At 72.5% G+C, this 19,747-nt stretch carries 10 protein-coding genes; 3 read left to right on the top strand and 7 right to left on the bottom strand.

What is annotated here, in order from left to right; translation table 11 throughout:
* Positions 1-649 precede the first annotated feature (649 nt).
* Entirely contained in the window at positions 650-1,213 is a 564-nt protein-coding gene (locus ACFXJ5_RS07810) for a MarR family winged helix-turn-helix transcriptional regulator (protein ID WP_384628300.1), read from the bottom strand.
* 116 nt (positions 1,214-1,329) lie between these two features.
* On the opposite strand from ACFXJ5_RS07810, the gene ACFXJ5_RS07805 reads away from it, so the two are divergent.
* A complete protein-coding gene (locus tag ACFXJ5_RS07805) occupies positions 1,330-2,604 on the top strand; it encodes an MFS transporter (protein WP_384628297.1) in 1,275 nt (424 codons plus the stop codon).
* A gap of 83 nt (positions 2,605-2,687) precedes the next feature.
* On the opposite strand, the gene ACFXJ5_RS07800 is transcribed toward ACFXJ5_RS07805, so the two are convergent.
* Complete coding sequence (locus ACFXJ5_RS07800; protein WP_384628294.1) at positions 2,688-4,337, bottom strand: SpoIIE family protein phosphatase; 1,650 nt, start codon at positions 4,335-4,337, stop codon at positions 2,688-2,690.
* Positions 4,338-4,503: 166 nt separating this feature from the next.
* Positions 4,504-5,868 carry an NAD(P)/FAD-dependent oxidoreductase gene (locus ACFXJ5_RS07795; protein WP_384628291.1) on the bottom strand — a complete coding sequence of 455 codons (1,365 nt, stop codon included), beginning with the start codon at positions 5,866-5,868 and terminating at the stop codon, positions 4,504-4,506.
* A gap of 292 nt (positions 5,869-6,160) precedes the next feature.
* Between ACFXJ5_RS07795 and ACFXJ5_RS07790 the strand changes: the two genes are divergently transcribed.
* On the top strand, positions 6,161-6,850 hold the full coding sequence (locus tag ACFXJ5_RS07790; protein ID WP_384628288.1) for a TetR/AcrR family transcriptional regulator: 690 nt from the start codon (positions 6,161-6,163) through the stop codon (positions 6,848-6,850).
* A gap of 174 nt (positions 6,851-7,024) precedes the next feature.
* Positions 7,025-8,893 (top strand): sigma-70 family RNA polymerase sigma factor, encoded by a 1,869-nt coding sequence (locus ACFXJ5_RS07785; protein ID WP_384628286.1) that lies wholly within the window; start codon positions 7,025-7,027, stop codon positions 8,891-8,893.
* 191 nt (positions 8,894-9,084) lie between these two features.
* Here the strand turns inward: ACFXJ5_RS07785 and ACFXJ5_RS07780 are convergent, their stop codons facing one another.
* The 4 genes from ACFXJ5_RS07780 to topA form a co-directional block, all read right to left on the bottom strand.
* Positions 9,085-9,786 (bottom strand): DsbA family oxidoreductase, encoded by a 702-nt coding sequence (locus ACFXJ5_RS07780; RefSeq protein WP_384628283.1) that lies wholly within the window; start codon positions 9,784-9,786, stop codon positions 9,085-9,087.
* Between the two features lie 7 nt (positions 9,787-9,793).
* On the bottom strand, positions 9,794-13,060 hold the full coding sequence (locus ACFXJ5_RS07775; RefSeq protein ID WP_384628281.1) for a BTAD domain-containing putative transcriptional regulator: 3,267 nt from the start codon (positions 13,058-13,060) through the stop codon (positions 9,794-9,796).
* A gap of 249 nt (positions 13,061-13,309) precedes the next feature.
* Complete coding sequence (gene tmk / locus ACFXJ5_RS07770; RefSeq protein ID WP_384628278.1) at positions 13,310-16,348, bottom strand: dTMP kinase; 3,039 nt, start codon at positions 16,346-16,348, stop codon at positions 13,310-13,312.
* Positions 16,349-16,787: 439 nt separating this feature from the next.
* Positions 16,788-19,616 carry a type I DNA topoisomerase gene (gene topA / locus ACFXJ5_RS07765; protein WP_384628276.1) on the bottom strand — a complete coding sequence of 943 codons (2,829 nt, stop codon included), beginning with the start codon at positions 19,614-19,616 and terminating at the stop codon, positions 16,788-16,790.
* Positions 19,617-19,747: the final 131 nt, after the last annotated feature.

The following is a 19,747-nucleotide window of genomic DNA, read 5'->3' as shown; positions in this document are numbered from 1 at the left end:
CGCCAGCGTTCGTCCTGAGCCAGGATCAAACTCTCCGTGAATGTCTTCACGCAAGAGCGGCGCGACCGGGAGGAATAATCCCAGTCGCGCACAGCGTCCTCGCTGTGTTTTTGTTCTTCAAAGGAACCTCATCCACCAGCCCTACGGGCCGGACGGACGGGGTATCAACATATCTGGCGTTGACTTTTGGCACGCTGTTGAGTTCTCAAGGAACGGAAGCTTCCTTCGCGGCCGTTTCACCGGCCACTCCGGGCTTTCCCTTCGTGTCTCCAGCTTAGCAGACCCGATTTCTCGTTTCCGCCACCCTCTGGAGGGGCTGCCGTCCGGCTTTCGCTTTTCGGCGGTTCCGACTGTATCAGACCCTTTCGGCCCTGATTCCCTGTCAGCGGGCTTTGTTTTTCCGGCTGTTGGGCCGTTCCGACAGGTGAAACATTAGCGGATCGGCGTCGCCCGATCCAAATCGAGCGCTGTGCTCAATTCAAAACGAGTTGATCCTCATTCCGAAAACGCGCACGAAAACGAGACGACATGCTGTCGTTCGTTCGAGTACTCGCTGTGGAATGGCTGCCTCGGGGCCGACCGGAATCGGCGTCCACCGTTGGGCAACTCGGAGAACACTACGCATCGGCACCCCGAGTGTCAAACCGCCTCAGTCGAGGTCCTGCAGACGCCCGCCGGCGTCGGGTTGGGTGGCTTCGACGCGGCGGAGGAGGCGGGAGAGCATCTCGCCGAGTTGGCTGCGTTCGTCGGGGGAGAGGTCCTGGAGGAGGTCGTCCTCGAAGGCGGAGGCCATGCGCATGGTCTGGAGCCACTTGCTGCGGCCTTCGTCGGTGAGCTCGACGATGACGCGGACGCGGTTGGTCTCGTCGCGTTCACGGGTGACGAGACCTTCGGAGACCATGCGGTCGATGCGATGGGTCATGGCGGCCGGGGTGAGGCCGAGGCGCTTGGCGAGGTCGCCGGGGCCCAGGCGGTAGGGGCGGCCGACGAGGACGAGGGCCTTGAGGACCTCCCATTCGGCGCTGCTGATGCCCACAGCGGAGAGGTGGCGACCGTAGCCCACGGTCATACGGCGGTTGAGGCGGCCGAGGGCGGTGACGACCTTCTCGACCTGGGGGTCGACCTCGGGATATTCGCGCTGGTAGATCGCGATCTGCTCATCGAGATCCAGCTCGTGGGGGGCGCTGGACGGGCCATCCGCTGCGGTGGTCATGGGTCGAGTGTCCCACGTAAACCATTGGCGCTAAAGACTTCCGGGATGTACAGTTTAGCTTCGAACTTTAACTTCGAAGTCTTCGAGATCGAGGACTACTGACCTAAGGGGTGGGTGTGACTACCGCGATGGGCGCAGCACTGCGCCGGATCCAGCTGGGGAACGCGTTGAGCGCGTTCGGCAACGGCTTCACCGTCCCGTACCTGTTCGTCTATGTGGCGCAGGTGCGGGGTCTGGGGGCGGGTACGGCGGGCGTGGTCCTGTCGGCATTCGCTGTGGCCGCGCTTGCCGTGCTGCCGTTCACCGGTCGGACGATCGACCGGCGGGGGCCGCTGCCTGTGCTGCTGACCGGTTCGGTGACGGCGGCCGTCGGGGCGATGGGCTTCGGGCTGGCGGCGACCGCGCCGCTGGCGATCGCGGCTTCGGCGGTGATGGGCGCGGGGATCGCGGTCATGCAGCCGGCGCTGGCGACGCTCATCGTGTGGTGCTCGACGCCGAGGACGCGGTCGCGGGCGTTCGCGACGCAGTTCTTCCTGGCCAATCTCGGCCTGGGGATCGGCGGGCTGATCGGCGGGCTGATGGTGGACGCGTCGCGTCCGGGGTCCTTCACGTTGCTCTTCACGATCGAGGGCGTGATGTTCCTGGTCCTCGGCGGGGTCGTGGCTTCGGTGCGGCTGCCGAAGGTCGCCCGGATCGGCGCCGCGCCGACGGAGAAGGCCGTCAACGGCTGGCGGGTGCTCTTCGCCGACCGGGCGATGGTGCAGCTGTGTGTGCTGGGCGGGGTCATGTTCTTCGCCTGCTACGGGCAGTTCGAGTCGGGGCTGGCGGCTTTCGCGACCGAGGTCACCCGGATCTCGACGTCGACGCTGGGGATCGCGCTGGCCGCGAACACGGCGGTCATCGTCATCGCGCAGTTCCTGATCCTGAAGACCGTGGAACGGCGTCGGCGCAGCCGCGTCATCGCGGCGGTCGGCCTGCTGTGGGCGCTCGCCTGGGTCACGGCGGGTCTGTCGGGGCTGGTGCACGGGTCGCAGGCAGTGGCGACGGCTCTGCTGATCTCCACGTACGCGATCTTCGGGCTCGGCGAGGCGATGCTGTCGCCGACCGTCGCTCCGCTGGTAGCCGATCTGGCGCCGGCGCGGTTCGTCGGGCAGTACAACTCGGCTTTCGCTCTGGTGAAGCAGCTCGCGCTGGCGATTGGGCCGGCGGTGGGCGGGCTCATGGCCGGTGCGGGGTTTTACGGGCCGTACATCGTGATGCTGGTTGCCTTCTCGCTGGGCATTTCGTGGCTCGCGCTGCGGATGGGGCGCAGCCTCGCCCCGGCGCAGGACCAGCCGTTGCGGGCGTCGCGGATCGTGGCTCAGGGCACGCCGGAGCGGGTCGCGGCCTGAGGAGGCGTTGGCGGCCGGCACGCCCGTGGTCGGGTTGTGCCAACCCCTCCGCCTCAGGCGGACGGCCTACCCACAACCCCACGTCAGGCCTGCGGCAGCGCGAACTCGCACCAGACCGCTTTGCCGCCGCCCGGGGTGCGGCGGGAGCCCCAGGCCGAGGCGATGGTGGCGATGATCGAGATGCCCCGGCCCGCTTCGTCGGCGGGTTCGGCGCGGCGGCGGCGGGGGAGGTGGTCGTCGCCGTCGGTGACTTCGATGATGAGGCGCCGGTCCGTTCGGCGGAGCCGGAGCCGCATGGGCGGGACGCCGTGTTGCAGGGAGTTGGCGACCAGTTCGCTCGCGGCCAGGACGCCGAGGTCGACCAGCTCGACGGGGAAGCGCCAGGAGGCGAGGACGCCGGAGGCGAAGGCGCGGGCTCGCGGGGCGGCTTCGATGCCGCCGAGGAGGTCCAGGGAGGCGTTGCGGAAGAGCTCGGCGGCGGGGCCTTCGTGGTCGGGGTACTGGAGGACGAGGACGGCGACGTCGTCGTCGTGCTCGGAGGTGACGCCGAGGGCGCGCAGCAGGCGGTCGCAGATCACCGAGGGTGTTCCGGTCGCGCCGGCGAGGGCGTTCATGAGGGCGGCGAGGCCTTCGTCGATGTCCTCGCCGCGCCGTTCGATGAGGCCGTCGGTGTAGAGCACGGCGGTGGAGCCGGGGCCGAGGGGGATGGATCCGGAGGTGTGCATCCAGCCACCGGTGCCCAGGGGCGGGCCGGTGGGCTCGTCGGCGCGGTGGACGACGCCTTGGGCGTCGCGTACGAGGATCGGCAGATGGCCTGCGGTGGCGTACGAGAGGCAGCTCTCGCTGGGGTCGTGGACGGCGTAGACGCAGGTGGCGATCTGGGTGGCGTCGATTTCGGCGGCGAGGCCGTCGAGGAGCTGGATGACCTCGTGCGGGGGGAGGTCGAGCCGGGCGTAGGCGCGTACGGCGGTGCGGAGCTGGCCCATGACGGCGGCGGCGCGGACGCCGCGGCCCATGACGTCGCCGATGACCAGGGCGGTGCGGCCGGCGCCGAGGGTGATGACGTCGTACCAGTCGCCGCCGACGGCGGCGTCGGTGCCGCCGGGCTGGTAGGTGGCGGCCACCCGGAGGTCATCGGGCTGTTCGAGCTCCTGGGGGAGCAGGCTGCGCTGGAGGGTCACCGCGGTGTCGTGGAGGCGGCGTTCGCTCTCGCGCAGGCGCTCGGCGGACTGGACCTGGTCGGTGACGTCGGCGGCGAAGACGAGGACGCCGCCGTCGCCCGCGGCCGCCTGGACGGGGGTGCAGGTGAAGGTGAAGTAGCCCTGGCGGCTGGGTGTGGCGACGCGACGGGCCTTGACCGTACGGGGCTTGCCGCTTCGGTAGACCTGGTCCATGAGGGGGAGGAGGCCCAGCTCGGCGAGCTCGGGGAGGGCTTCGCGGGCCGGGTCGCCGGGCGGGCGGGGGCCGAAGACGTCGGCGTATGCGTCGTTGACGTAGCCGATCCGGTGCGAGGGACCGTACGTGACGGCGATGAGCGCGGGGACCTGGCCGAGCATGTCGTGGACGGAGAGCGCGGCGAGGCCGTGGGCCGCCTCGTCGGCGCGGTCGGCGTGCTCGCCCTTGCGGGCCCGGGCAGCCGGGACTGCGCCACCGCCTGAGGGCAGCGCTTCGGCGGGGACGGCATTGCGTCGCTGTGTTCCGGGGAGCCGGGCGCTCCAACGCGTGAGGTTCACCGACGTTCGCCTCGCGGTGTCATGGCCTGGTCTTTCAGTGAATGCTGCAAACGTCCGATTCCTCGTGATTGTCACTCTTTGCAGGTGCTGACGCACGCATGGTCACCCGCCCAGTGTGGCCGACCCGCCGCCCGGGGGGAATCGGCGACGGTGTCCGCACTGCTTGTCAGGGCGCGTCGGGCTTGCGGCCGAGGCCCGCGGCGAGTTCGAATTCGGCGCGTGGGTGCTCCAGGGAGCCGAGCGAGACGATCTCACGCTTGAAGAGCCCGGAGAGGGTCCATTCGGCCAGGACACGGGCCTTGCGGTTGAAGGTCGGCACCCGGCTGAGGTGGTAGGCACGGTGCATGAACCAGGCCGGGTAGCCCTTGGCCTTGCGGCCGTAGAGGTACGCGACGCCCTTGTGCAGGCCGAGTGAGGCGACCGAGCCGATGTACTTGTGCCGGTATTCGGTGAGCGGCTGCCCGCGCAGGGTGGCGGTGAGGTTGTCGGCGAGGACCTTGGCCTGGCGTACGGCGTGCTGGGCGTTGGGCGCGGTCACGGTGCCGGGGTCCGGGGCGGTGAGGTCCGGGACGGCGGCCGCGTCACCGGCCGCCCAGGCACCCTCGGTGCCGTCGATGCGCAGCTCGGCGGTGCACTTGAGGCGGCCCCGCTCGTTGACCGGCAGGTCGCTGTGGCCGAGGACGGGGTGCGGCTTGACGCCGGCGGTCCAGACGAGCGTCCGGGTCGGGAAACGGGAGCCGTCGCTGAGGACGGCGACGCGGTGCTCGACCGATTCGAGGCGGGTGTCGAGGCGGATGTCGATGTTGCGGCCGCGCAGCTCGCTGATGGCGTACCGGCCCATCTCCTCGCCGACCTCGGGGAGGATCCGGTCGGTGGCCTCGACCAGGATCCACTTCAGGTCCTCGGGGACGACGTTGTGGTAGTAGCGGACGGCGAAGCGGGCCATGTCCTCCAGCTCGCCCAGTGCCTCGACGCCCGCGTAGCCGCCACCGACGAAGACGAAGGTCAGGGCGGCGTCGCGGACGTCGACATCGCGGGTCGACGAGGCGATGTCGAGCTGCTCCAGGACGTGGTTGCGCAGCCCGATGGCCTCCTCGACGGTCTTGAAGCCGATGCCGTGCTCGGCGAGGCCCGGGATGGGGAGCGTCCGGGAGACCGAGCCGGGGGCCAGGACGAGCTGGTCGTACGGGATCTCGATGTCGCCTGAACCTTCCTCCTCGGTGGCGAGGGTGGAGACGATCGCGATCCGCTTGGCGTGGTCGATGCGGTGGGCCTCGCCGATGACGAGCTTGCACTTGTCGAGGACCCGGCGCAGCGGGACGACGACATGGCGCGGGGAGATGGAACCGGCGGCCGCCTCGGGGAGGAAGGGCTGGTAGGTCATATAGGGCTGCGGCTCGACCACCACGATTTCCGCCTCGCCCCGCGCCAGCTTCAGCTTCTTCTGCAGGCGAAGTGCGGTGTACATCCCTACGTAACCGCCGCCGACGATCAGGATGCGGGGGATCTCCGGCTCTTTGAGTGGGCCCATCGCTCCATGAGGCATTGGGCGACCGGGGTTTGTCCACAGGGCGTACGGCATGGGATTGCCGGATCTCGGAGGGACGGCCCATGCTGGACGGGCGGAGTGGGAAAGAGCGGGGCAAGACGAACGAGTCGGGGCGGGTACTCCGATCGTGGCGCGGATCGTCGGGGGGCGCCCCCTTCTTTCTTGACCAATGCTCAACTATGTTCGTAACCCGTCGGGGTGCGTTCGTCGTGCTCCGGCATTCATGGGGTGGGGAAGTCTCCGGGGGGAGACGTCATTACCGGGGGATACACATATGCGCATTCAGGACCCTCATTGGGCGACGGCGGCGACAGTGGACGCAGTGACGGGCGCGAACGGCGGTGGGGGTCGGCCCGCCCCGCTGCGGGTGGACGCCCAGCGCAATCTGGAACACGTACTGCGAGCCGCGCGAGAGGTGTTCGGCGAGCTCGGTTACGGCGCGCCGATGGAGGACGTGGCCCGGCGGGCCCGGGTCGGGGTCGGCACCGTCTACCGGCGGTTCCCGAGCAAGGACGTACTGGTCAGGCGAATAGCCGAGGAGGAGACCGCGCGGCTCACCGAGCAGGCGCGGGCTGCTCTCGGGCAGGAGGACGAGGCCTGGCCGGCGCTGTCGCGCTTCCTGCGGACGTCGGTGGCCTCGGGCGCCGGACGGCTGCTGCCGCCGCAGGTGCTCCAGGTGCGGTCGGCTGCCGAAGAGGCGGCCCGGGTTCCGCAGCAGCGCGGGGCGCTGGAGGACGACGGAAGCTCCGGCCCCGGGGTGACGGAGCTGCTGGAGGTCGTCGGGCAACTCGTCGACCGGGCGCGGGAGGCGGGTGAGCTGCGCGGCGACGTGTCGGTGGCCGATGTGCTGCTGGTGATCGCCACGGCTGCACCGGTGCTGCCCGATCCGGCCCAGCAGGCGGCGGCTTCGGCGCGGTTGCTGGACATCCTGGTGGACGGGCTGCGGTCGCGGCCGGCGGCGTAGTCGCGTAGGCAGCGGACGAGGCGGGCGGGAACCAGCGCGGTGGCGTAAAGGCGTGCCCTGTTCACTGCCCCGTTCGAGTCATGGCCAAAGGTCCGGGGAGGGAAAACTCCCCGGACGAGTGGTTCCCTGCTCGACCGGGGAGCAGAAGCGCACGCGTGTGACAGGCTTTGCGCCGTGGACGAGGGAATCGGGGAGCCGGGGGCCGCCGCGGAAGCGAGCGAGGGCCTGCCGTCGCGGGAACGGGTACCCGGGCAGCGTGAGCCGGGGCGGCAGCCCGTTGGGCCCGATTCCGCGCGGGTACCGGCGCAGGATTCCGGTGACGCCGCCGAGGCCGCCGGGGCGGTGCCGCTCGCGGACGCCGAACTCGTCGCGCGGGTGCGCGGCGGTGACGACACCGCGTACGAGGAGCTCTACCGGCGGCACGCCGATGCCGTACGGCGCTACGCCCGGAGTTGCTGCCGCGACGCGCACACCGCCGAGGACCTCACCGGCGAGGTGTTCGCGCGTACGTTGCAGGCGATCCGTGGCGGCAGCGGACCCGACGCAGCCGTGCGGGCGTATCTGCTGACGACGGTACGGCGGGTCGCCGCGTCCTGGGGCAACACCGCCAAGCGGGAGCAACTGGTCGACGACTTCGCGGCGTTCGCGGTGTCGGCGGCCGGGTCGTCCACGAACGAGGACACCCTCGACCTCGGCGCCGACGTACACGCCATGCACGAGGCGGAGCAGTCGCTGGCCATCCAGGCCTTCCGTACCCTGCCCGAGCGCTGGCAGGCCGTGCTCTGGCACACGGCGGTCGAGGAGGAGTCCCCCAGCGAGATCGCTCCGCTGCTCGGCCTGACCGCCAACGCCACGGCGGTCCTCGCGCACCGCGCGCGGGAGGGGCTGCGGCAGGCCTACCTTCAGGCGCACGTCTCCTCGACGCTGACGGCGGAGGGCTCCTGCGCCCGTTACGCGGACCGGCTGGGTGCGCATGCGCGCGGCGGCCTGCGGATGCGGGCCGACCGGGAGTTGCGCAAGCACCTCGGGGAGTGCGGGAACTGCCGGCTGGCCGCGGCCGAGCTGGCCGACGTCAATGCAGCCCTGAAGGGACTGCTGCCGGTCGCGGTGGTCGGCTGGTTCGCGGCTGCGTACGCCGCCAAGGCGGCCGGGATCGTGGCGGGCGGCGCGGCCGTCGGCGCGGCGGCGGGCGGCACCGTTGCGGCTGCCTCCGGCGGTGGCGGCTCGGCCGGCGCCGGTGTGGGCGGCGCGGCGGCCGCCGAGGGCGCCAGTACGCCGCTCAAGGTCGGCATCGCGGCGGGCGTCGTCGTGGCCGCGGCGGGCGTGGCGCTGGCCATCGCCCTGACCGGGGGCCACGACAAGGCACCGGTGAAGGCGCAGCCCAAGCCCTCGCCCGTCGTCGAGGCGCCGGCCGGGCCCGCGCCCTCGAACAAGCCGAAGCCCTCGCCCAGCCCGGCGCCGGTGCAGCAGGCCGCGCCGTCGCCCACCCCGACGCCCACGCCGAGCCCGACGACGACGAAGAAGGCGCCCCCGACTCCGTCGCCGACGCCCACCAAGAAGCCGAGCCCCACCCCGACCCCGACCCCGACCCCCACGCCCACCCCGACCCCGGCGGCCGAGGTCTACCAGGTCAACCAGCTCGGCTACGCCCCGCTCGGCGACGCCTCCGAGCCCACGATCCGTACCGGTGATTGGGTCTGGCGGCGCTGGGGCCTTGGCATCGGCGGCACGACATACGGCTACGGGGTCACCGTCTCCACCCCGTCCTCCGTGACCATCGACCTCAATCGCTCGTGCACCTCGTACGACGCCCTGGTAGGCATCGACGACCTCGCCCTCGGCCTGGGCTCGGCCCGCTTCTCCGTCTACGGGGACGACACCCGCCTGTGGCAGTCGGGCGTCATCCACGGCGGCGACGCGGCCCTGCCGGTGCATGCGTCGCTCGCCGGGCGCAAGACCCTCCGGCTGGTCGTCGAGGCCGCGGACGGCTGGCAGCCCGTGAACGTCGCCGACTGGGCCATGTCCCGGATCAGCTGTAACTAGTGCCGTGACCGCCAATGTTCGCCCGTCAAGGAGCGTCGTCCGGTGCGTGCGATCGCAAGGCGGAGGATTGCCCTCGTAGTGGGCGACTCCGACAACGCAGCGAGCGCGCGTGCCTGGGGGCACCACCCAGCCGCCAGGCTGGGGGAGCGTCGCGGGGCAGGCGAGATTTGTCAGACCGGGCCCAGGCCCGGTCAGCCCGCCGCAGGCACCTCGCAGGCGCCGTCGGTGTCACAGGCCTCGGCGGCGGCCGGCGCGGCGGCGCCGGTGTCCTTGGCCACCTGCTCGAGGACGCGCAGGAAGGTGGAGGATTCCTGGCCGCCCTGGACGGCCCACTGGCCCTCGAAGACGAAGGTGGGGACGGCGGTGATGCCGAGCTCACGGGCGGATTCGATCTCGGCGAGGACCTCGTCGTGGCCGTCGTCGGAGGCGAGGAAGGCGGCTGCGCGGTCGGCGTCGAGGCCGGCGTCGGCGGCGAGAGTCGTGAGCGCGGCGCGGTCGCCGATGTCGACGCCCTCGGCGAAGTGGGCGGTGAGGAGGCGGTCCTTGAGGGTGGCCTGGACGGTGGGGCCGTAGGCGGTGAGGGCGTGCCGGAGCAGGCGGTGGGCGAGGAGGGTGTTGTTCTCCAGGACCGTGTCGAAGTCGAAGGGGAGGCCTTCGGCGCGGCCGAGTTCGACGAGGCGGGCGTCCATGGCCTCGGCCTGGGGGCCGTAACGCGCGGTGAGGTACTCGCGGTGCGGCTCGGGCCGGTCGCTCTTGTCGGGGACGAGTTGGTAGGGCCGGTAGATCACCTCGACGGAGTCGGCCTGCGGGAAGGCGGCGAGGGCACGCTCGAAGCGGCGCTTGCCGACGTAGCACCACGGGCAGGCTATGTCGCTGTAGATCTCGACCTTCACGGCTGACTCACTCCTCGGCGATTGAAAGCTCAAGGACACGGTACGCCTCCTCGGCGCCCAGCGACCGGCCCTCCCCGCAGGCGGCCTCGTACGCGGCATCGCCCAGCACCTCCCGCGCCACGGCCTCGACGGCGGCCAGCTGCCGCGCCTCCGGCACGGAGCGGGGCAGCTCGCCCCAGAGGGTGTGGGCGGCGCCGTGCAGCCGCGCCGCCCGGCCGGGCTCGCCGAGGGCGACGAGTACGGCGGCGGCCTGTTCGACGACGGCGGCGAGCTGAGCCCCCGTAAGGGCGCTGTCGAGGCCGGCGCGCAGCGCGTGGGTGAGGGCGACGAGGGCGTCGCGCGGGTGGCCCTCGGCGGCGGTGACGGCGGCGGCGAGGGTGTCGAGGATGACGCCGAACATCGGCGGCGGTGTGCCGAGGGTGGCCTGGGTGCGGGCGAGGTCGTTCAGCTCGCGGGCCCGCGGGACGTCGCCGGCGTCGAGGGCGAGCTGCGCGAGGAGGTAGCGGATGTAGGTCCGGGCATCCCACACGCCGTAGCGCTCGGCCTCCTCCAGGGCCTCCTGCAGCAGCTTCCCCGCTGCCTCGCCGTCCCCGGCGCGGCGCGCCACCTCGCCCATCCGGGCGGTCAGGAACGGCCCTTCGCCGCGCGCCCCCAGCTCCTCCCCCAGCCGCCGGGCGGCCTCCAGGTCGGCCTGCGCTTCGGCGTACTCACCCCGTACGAAGTGGATCTCGGCGCTCGCACCGTACACCTGCGCCCGCAGCCAGCGGTCGCCGGTGCTTTCGCTGAGGGCCCGCACCTCGGGCAGGTCGGCGTCGGCGCGCGTCATGCCGCCGGGGGTGTCGACGAGGATGTGGGTACGGAAGAGGAACGCGCTCGCCAGCGCCCAGTCGTCGCCGTACGCACGGCAGTTGTCGACGACCGCGTCCATGTTCTCGCGGACCATGGCGAACTCGCCGACGATGAAGCCGGCGAACGGCCACAGCAGGCCCGGGAAGCGGGCGGTGGGCGGCCCGGGGCGCCGGTAGGCCTCGATGATGCGGGCGGCGAGGGCCCGGGCTTCGTCGGTGAAGAACTCCTCCTGGGAGCTGATGTCGCTCTTCACGAAAAGGTGCAGCAACCGCAGGTCCATACGCGGCCAGAAGCCGGGGTCTTCGGGACCGTCGGGCAGCCCACCGAGCGCCACGACCCGGTCCAGCCAGACGATGGCCTCGTCCCGGTACGTACGCAGCCACCAGAACCAGCCCATCCCGAGGGCGATCGCGGTCGCGTCGTCCACGGCGCCGGCTTGGATCGTGCGGTGCAGGGCGGCCCGGATGTTGTCGAGTTCCGCCTCGACGCGGTCGGCCCAGTGGAGCTGGTCGGGGCCGCGCAGCCGGAGGTCGGCGGTGCGGACGAACTCGCGGTAGTGGGCGGTGTGGCGGGCGGCGGTCGCCGCGAGATCGTCGGAATCACCTGGGGCGTGCGAAGCGCTCGTTGGAGGGGTGGTGGCGGGCGACGGGTGGGCTGCCGCCTGCTCGGTGACGTACTCGTGGATGGTCTCCAGCATGCGGTAGCGGATGTCGTCCGCCGTCCGCTCCGGCACGACCAGGGACTTGTCGACGAGCCGGCCGAGGACGTGCAGCGTGTCCGGCTCGCCGATCACCTCCTCGGCGGCGGCGAGCGTGCAGCCGCCCGCGAAGACGCTGAAACGGCGCAGGGCGGTGCGCTCGTCCTCGTCCAGCAGGTCCCAGCTCCAGTCGACGACCGCGCGCAGTGTCTGCTGGCGCGGCAGGAGGGTGCGGCTGCCGCCGGTGAGGAGCCGGAAGCGGTCGTCGAGGCGGTCGGCGATCTGGCGCGGGGTGAGCATCCGCAGGCGGGCGGCGGCGAGTTCGATGGCGAGCGGCAGGCCGTCCAGGCGACGGCAGATCTCGTTGATGGCGTGCGCGTGCGGCGCCGGGTCGAAGCCCGGTCGTACGGCCGCCGCGCGCTCGGCGAAGAGCCGCTGCGCGGTGGGCGGCGGGAGCGGCTCCACGGGGCGTACGGCTTCGCCGGGCACCAGCAGGGGTTCGCGGCTGGTCGCCAGGATCGTCACGCCGGGGCACGCCGCGAGGAGCGTGTCGGCGAGGGCGGCGGCAGCGCCGATGACGTGCTCGCAGTTGTCGAGTACGAGGAGCAGGCGGCGCCGTCGGCAGTGTTCGATGATGCGGGCGGTGGCGTCGGCGGGCTCGTGCACCACTCCCGTACGGGCCTCCATGCCGGCCGCGAACACACTGGTGTCCCGGCGCCCCAGCGCGGTCAGCACCGCGCCGGGAACGGCGGCGGGCTGGTCCAGCGGGGCGAGTTCGGCGAGCCAGGTGCCGTCGGGGAAGGCGGCCGCCGTCTGCGTCGCCTCCGCCGCCTGCTGGGCGAGGCGCGTCTTGCCCGAGCCGCCCGGGCCGGTGAGGGTGATCAGACGACCGGCCGCCATGGCGGCCCGGAGAGCGCGGAGTTCGGCCTCGCGGCCGACGAAGGTCGTGAGGCGGGCCCGCAGGTTGCCCTGCGCCGGTGCCGGGGCCGGCGCTTCGGCCGCCTGGAGCAACTCGGCGTGCAGCGCGCGCAGTTCCGGGCCCGGGTCGGTGCCGAGGTGGTCCGCGAGGGCGGTTCTGGCCTCCTCGTACGCCATCAGCGCGTCCGCCGCCCGCCCCGTCGCGCGCAGCGCACGCATCAACTGCGCCCGGAACGGCTCGTGCAGCGGCTGCTCCGCGACCAGCCCGCGCAGCTGCGGCAGTACGTCCGCGCCCTTGCCCAGCGCCAGCTCCGCGTCGATCCTGCGCTGCGTCGCCGTGACCCGCAGCGCCTCGGGTCGGGCCGCCGCGCTCGCCCGGTCCGGCAGGTCGGCGAGCGCGGGGCCGCGCCACAGTGCCAGGGCCCGGTGGAGGGTGGCGGCGGCGGTCGCGGGGTCGTGGTCGGTGTCGAGGGCGGCGATGCCTTCGCGTACGAGCCGCTCGAAGGTGTGCAGGTCCACGTCGTCCGCTTCGGCCTGCAGCCGGTAGCCCGCCGGGCCCGAGGTGATCGCGTCCTTGCCCACCGCGCGGCGCAGGCGGGACACCAGTGCCTGCAGCGCGCCGGGGGCGTCGTAGGGCGGCTCGTCTTCCGGACCGCCCCACACCTCGCCGATCAGCGCCTCCACGGACACCGCGTGCGGCGCCCTCAGCGCGAGCGCGGTCAGCAGCGCCCGCAACCGCGTCCCCCCAAGGGGAACCGGCTCGCCGCCGGCGCTCCGCGCCTCCGCTGGGCCAAGGATCAAGTACCGCACGGGCCCATTGTGGTGGGGTTCTGCCTTGCGCACCCGCGTATTCGCACCCCGCGGCCGCTGCCGGTCCGGGGCGCTGCCCCTGGACCCCGGACGCGTGCGTTCTTCGGTGCGGGTCCGTGGCCGGGTTGTGCCAGCCCCCCAAAGCTTCCTTTGGGAGGTGCCCCCACCCCCAGCCTTCGGCCGGGGGCGGGACTGGGGCGGAGCCCCAGGGGGCCGTGCCGGCGCTCCTTGCCCGGTGGACGCCGCAGGCTAGCGGCGGCGGCCGTCGGGGTGGTCGTCGTCGTGCGGGCCGAGGAGTTCGTCGGCGAGGGAGGGGAGGTCGTCGAGGGGGGTTTCCTCGGCCCAGGAGGGACGGGGGCGACGGGAGGGCGGCTGGGCGGCGGGGAGTTCGCGGGTGCGCTCGTTCTCGGGTTCGGCGGGGCGGAAGAAGTCGGACGGCACGCGGTCGGTGGGGCCGTCGTCCGCCTTGGGCAGGACGGCGGTCTCGTCGGCGTCCGGACCGGACGTGTCCCGTACGGGCGGCAGCACCGCGGTCTCCTCGTTCGGGGAAACCGGGGGCACCGCGGGCAGGACAGCCGTCTCCTCGGCGTCCGGCGCGGGGACCTCGATGGTCTCGGTCGGGTCTTCGAGACGCGGCACCTCGACGGTGCGGGTGGCCTCGGCAGCCTCCGCGGCCTCGATGCGGGCCTGCTCGGCCCGGAGCAAAGCCTCCTCGGCCTTGCGCTGCTTCTCCAGGCGCCGTTCCTCCGCCTCGGCGCGGAGGCGGGCCTCTTCCTCCTTCTGGCGGCGGAGCCGCGCCTGCTCCTCCTCGTAGACCCGCTCCTGGGCCTCGCGGCGCAGGCGCTCCTCCTCGGCCACGCGGCGCGCTTCCTCGGCCCGCTTCCGGGCCTCCTCGGCCTCGCGTTCCTCGACCTCGCGGCGGGCTGCCTCCTCGATGAGCCGCTTGCGCTCGGCTTCCTCCGCTCGGAGCTTGTCGAGCTGGGCCTGGCGCTCGCGCTCCAGCCGCTCTTCCTCGGCCTTGCGGGCGGCTTCCTCCTCCGCCAGGCGCCGGGCCTCCTCCTCCGCGGCGCGCCGGGCTTGCTCGCGGGCCTCGATCTCCTTCGCGGAGAGCGGGAGGACCTGGTCGAGCCGGTGGCGTACGACCGTGGTCACCGCCTCCGGCTCCTGGCCGGCGTCGACGACGAGGTAGCGGGCCGGGTCGGCGGCGGCGAGGGTGAGGAAGCCGGACCGTACGCGCTGGTGGAACTCGGCGGGCTCGGACTCGAGCCGGTCGGGGGCCTCGGTGAAGCGCTCGCGGGCGGTCTCGGGGGCGACGTCGAGCAGGACCGTCAGATGCGGTACGAGACCGTCGGTGGCCCAGCGCGAGATGCGGGCGACCTCGGTCGGGGCGAGATCGCGACCGGCGCCCTGGTAGGCGACGGAGGAGTCGATGTAGCGGTCGGAGATGACGACCGCGCCGCGTTCGAGGGCTGGGCGTACGACGGAGTCGACGTGCTCGGCGCGGTCGGCGGCGTACAGCAGCGCCTCGGCGCGGGGCGAGAGCCCGGCGCCCGACACGTCGAGGAGGATCGAGCGCAGGCGCTTGCCGACGGCGGTCGCGCCGGGCTCACGGGTGACGACGACCTCGTGGCCCTTGTCGCGGATCCAGTCCGCCAGCGCCTCGACCTGAGTGGATTTCCCGGCGCCGTCGCCGCCCTCGAGGGCGATGAAGAAGCCGGTGGTGGCCGGGACCTGGGCCGGGTCGCCGCCGCGCAGCGCCTCGCGCAGGTCGCGGCGGAGCGGGACGCCCTGGCGGTCGTCGGTCTTGCCCAGCACGATCGCGGCGACCGGCAGCAGCAGCGCACCGACCAGCATCAGCGCGTACGCGGCTCCGCCGTGGTCGAAGGTGAAGGAACCGTTCGCCAGACGGTGGCGGCCGATCACCCCGGCGAGCAGCGGCGCGGCAACGGCGGCGATGGCCAGGAAGACCCTGACCACGGCGTGCAGATGCTCGGTGGTCCGGGCCCGGCGGGGCTCCTCGGCCTCCTGGTCGATGAGGGTGTGGCCGGTGTTGGCGGTTATGCCGGCGGCGGTCCCGGCGAGGAACGCCAGCAACAGCACGGTCGTCGGGTCCGGCACGACCCCGGCCAGCAGCAGCGCCAGCCCGGTCACGGCGATCGCGAGCGCGAACAGCCGGCGCCGCGACAGCCCGGGCAGGGTGCGCGGGGCGATCCGGATGCCCAGCACGGGCCCTGCGGTGAGGGCCAGCACGAGCAGGCCGTAACCCACCGGGCCGCCACCGAGGTCCGAGGCATGCAGCACCGCGAGCGCGACGGCCGCGGCCACCGCCCCCGCCACGGCCGCTGTGGCGAGCACCAGCAGCGGCACGGCCCCGGTGCGGCCGCGCTCGGGCGCGCCGTGCGCGTCCTTGGGCAGCCGCAGGCCCTCCAGCGGCGAACGCGGGCGGACGGCGGTCGAGTTGGGCAGTTCCAGGAAGTACAGGACCGCGATGGACGACGAGAACAGCCCCGCCGCCACGTACGACGCCAGCGCCACCTGATGCGCGCCGAACCAGCCGATGCCGACGCCCAGCAGATTTCCGACGAGGGTGACCGCGACCAGCGCCGCGGCGGCGATCGGCAGCGCCACGAACCCCGTACGCAGATCCAGGCGCCGGAGCGCGTCCAAGTGGTCCGGCGCCGGGCGCACCACCCCGTCGCCCGGCGCGGGCGCGGGCAGCAGAGCGGGGGCGGCGCCGTCCTTGGCGACCGTCCAGAGGCGTTCGGCGACGCCCGTGACGAAGACGGTGGCCAGCAGCCAGGCGACGGCGGTGTCCGGCACCCAGTCGATCCACAGCGGCGCCACGATCAGCAGCGCCAGCCGGACCGCGTCGGCGCCGATCATCGTCCACCGGCGGTCGAGGACGCCGTCCGGGGCCGTCAGCGCACTCAGCGGGCCCAGCAGGACCGCGCCGAACAGCAGCGTCGCGAGCAGTCGCGCCCCGAACACGGCCGCCACGGCGAAGGCCGCGCCCCGATAGCCCCCGCCGAACGGCTGCGCCGCCACCGCCGCCTGAACGGTCAGCGCGACCAGCGTCAGCAGTCCCAGGCGGTCGGCGACCGTGCCCGTGAAGTGGGCGCCCCACAGCTTCCGCAACGGCGGGATCTTCAACAGCGCCCCGACCGCGCGCTCCCGCGAGTCCGCGGCCAGATCACCCGCGAAGGCGTCAGCCCCGTCTGTCCCGTGGGTCACACCTGTGGTCGGCTGCTGCTGTTGCTCGTGCTCGGCCGGCTGCTCCGATCGCGTCATTCCGCAAGCCTATCCGGAGCCGGTGCCTCCCAAGCCCCCCGCCCGAACATACAGGCGGGGCTTACGCCCCGGCGCCCCGACCGCACCGCCCGGCCCGTGGGCTGCCGTCCCCGGATCCCACACCGCGGGTTGGGGGTAGGCCGCTCGCCTGAGGCGGAGCGGGCTGGCCCAACCCGGCCGCACCCGGCAACGGGCCCGCACCACGACGGCGGGTGTCCGAGGGTGCGTCGGCGGCCTGAGGCCCGTGGCCGGGTTGGGCCAGCCCTCCCCCAGCCTTCGGCCGGGGGGACCCCCACCTCGCTTCGCTCGCCTCAGGCGGACGGCCTACCCACAACCCGGTTGGACCAGATTCAGCCCGTCCGGCGTTTGAGGACACTCCCCAGAGGGGGCACCCCCAGAAGGGCGTTCGGGGGTCCAGGGGGCGGAGCCCCCTGGCGGACTAGTCGACCGACTTCGTGGCTGAGGCCGAGGGGGCCTTCTTGGCGGCGGCGGTCTTCTTGGCCGCGGAAGTCGTCGTCTTCTTGGCAGCCGTCTTCTTGGCGGCAGCCTTCTTCGCGGGAGCCTTCTTGGCCACGGCCTTCTTCTTGACGGGAGCCTTGGCCCGCTTCTCCGCGAGGAGTTCGTAGCCGCGCTCCGGCGTGATGTCCTCGACGCTGTCGCCGGTCCGGAGGGTCGCGTTGGTCTCGCCGTCCGTGACGTACGGGCCGAAGCGGCCGTCCTTCACGACGACGGGGCGCTCGCTGACCGGGTCGGTGCCCAGTTCCTTCAGGGGCGGCTTGGCGGCGGCGCGGCCGCGGGCCTTGGGCTGGGCGTAGATGGCCAGGGCTTCGTCGAGGGTGATGGTGAAGAGCTGGTCCTCGGTCTCGAGGGAGCGCGAGTCAGTGCCCTTCTTCAGGTACGGGCCGTAGCGGCCGTTCTGGGCCGTGATCTCGGTGCCGGACTCGGGGTCGACGCCGACGACGCGGGGCAGCGACATCAGCCGCAGCGCGTCTTCGAGGGTCACCGTGTCGAGCGACATGGACTTGAAGAGCGAGGCAGTGCGCGGCTTGACCGCGTTCTTGCCGGTCTTCGGGGTGCCCTCGGGGAGGATCTCGGTGACGTACGGACCGTAGCGGCCGTCCTTGGCGACGATCTGGCGGCCGGTTTCGGGGTCGGCGCCGAGCTCGAAGTCGCCGCTGGGCTTGGCCAGGAACTCCTCGGCGAGCTCGACCGTGAGCTCGTCCGGGGGGAGGTCGTCGGGGACGTCGGCGCGCTGGCCGGGCTCGCCCTCGACCTCGGACGGCTTCTCGACGTACGGGCCGTAGCGGCCGACGCGGAGCATGATGCCGCCGGTGCCGACGGGGAACGAGGAGACCTCGCGGGCGTCGATGGCGCCGAGGTCCTCGACGAGTTCCTTGAGGCCGCCGAGGTGGTCGCCGTCTCCGTTGCCGGCGTCGGCGGCGGAGCCCTCGGCACCGTGCTCGGAGCCGAAGTAGAAGCGGCGGAGCCACGGCACGGCACGGGCCTCGCCGCGCGCGATGCGGTCGAGGTCGTCCTCCATCTTGGCGGTGAAGTCGTAGTCGACCAGGCGCCCGAAGTGCTTCTCCAGGAGTCCGACGACGGCGAAGCTCAGGAAGGACGGGACGAGGGCCGTGCCCTTCTTGAAGACATAGCCGCGGTCGAGGATCGTGCCGATGATCGACGCGTACGTCGACGGGCGGCCGATCTCGCGCTCCTCCAGCTCCTTGACCAGTGAGGCCTCGGTGTAGCGGGCCGGCGGCTTGGTGGCGTGGCCGTCGGCGGTGATCTCCTCGGCCGTGAGCGCGTCGCCCTCGCTGACCTGCGGCAGGCGGCGCTCGCGGTCGTCCAGCTCGGCGTTCGGGTCGTCGGCGCCTTCGACGTAGGCCTTCATGAAGCCGTGGAAGGTGATGATCTTGCCGGAGGCGGAGAACTCGGCGTCCCGGCCGTCCGACGCCCGGCCGCCGACCTTCACGGTCACGCTCTGCCCGACGGCGTCCTTCATCTGCGAGGCGACCGTACGCATCCAGATCAGCTCGTAGAGCCGGTACTGGTCGCCGGTGAGGCCGGTCTCGGCGGGGGTACGGAAGCGGTCGCCGGAGGGGCGGATCGCCTCGTGCGCCTCCTGGGCGTTCTTGACCTTGCCGGTGTAGACGCGCGGCTTGTCGGGGAGGTACTCGGCGCCGTACAGCTGCGTGACCTGGGCGCGAGCGGCGGTGATGGCCGTCTCGGACAGGGTTGTGGAGTCCGTACGCATGTAGGTGATGAAGCCGTTCTCGTACAGCTTCTGGGCGACCTGCATGGTGGCCTTCGCGCCGAAGCCGAGCTTGCGCGCGGCCTCCTGCTGGAGGGTCGTCGTACGGAAGGGCGCGTACGGCGAGCGGCGGTAGGGCTTGGACTCGACGGACCGCACCGCGAAGGACGCGTCGGCGAGGGCGGCGGCCAGGGTGCGCGCGGCGGACTCGTCGAGGTGGAGGACGGTGGCGCCGTCCTTCAGCTGCCCGGTGGCCGCGTCGAAGTCGCGGCCCTGGGCGACCCGGCGGCCGTCGACGGTGGTCAGCTTGGCGGCGAAGGTGCCGGGGTCGGACGCGTCGCCGGTGCGGCCGGTGGCGAAGGTGCCGGCGAGGTCCCAGTACTCGGCGGAGCGGAAGGCGATGCGCTCGCGCTCCCGCTGCACGACGAGCCGGGTCGCCACGGACTGGACACGGCCGGCCGACAGCCGGGGCATGACCTTCTTCCACAGGACCGGCGAGACCTCGTAGCCGTAGAGGCGGTCGAGGATCCGGCGGGTCTCCTGGGCGTCGACGAGGGGCTGGTTCAGCTCGCGGGGATTGCGGACGGCTTCCTGGATGGCGTCCTTGGTGATCTCGTGGAAGACCATCCGGCGGACCGGGACCTTGGGCTTGAGGACTTCCTGCAGGTGCCAGGCGATGGCCTCGCCCTCGCGGTCCTCATCGGTGGCGAGGAGAAGTTCGTCGGACTCCTTCAGCAGGTCCTTGAGCTTCTTGACCTGTGCCTTCTTGTCGGCGTTGACGACGTAGATCGGTTGGAACTCGCTGTCGACGTTCACGCCGAGCCGCGCCCACGGCTGGCCCTTGAACTCCGCCGGCACCTCGGCGGCCCCGTTGGGGAGGTCGCGGATGTGCCCGACGCTGGCCTCGACCACGTAACCAGGGCCGAGGTAGCCCTTGATCGTCTTCGCCTTGGCGGGCGACTCGACGATGACGAGTCGGCGGCGGCCGCCCTGTGCGGTCTCGCGGGTCGGGGACAACTTCGCTCTTCTCTCCGGATCGAAGGGTGGTCTCGCTGCGGAGTGTGACCGTACATCCCGGCCCCGTGTCAAACGCGAAAAGTCCGCAACGCCACTCGAACGGTAACCCGACAAGCGTCCTGTCTGCCGCA

It is taken from the genome of Streptomyces sp. NPDC059373 (genome assembly GCF_042751495.1).
Classification (GTDB): domain Bacteria; phylum Actinomycetota; class Actinomycetes; order Streptomycetales; family Streptomycetaceae; genus Actinacidiphila.
The sequence above is the reverse complement of the archived record's forward strand: the minus strand, read 5'-3'. Positions and strand labels throughout refer to the sequence as shown.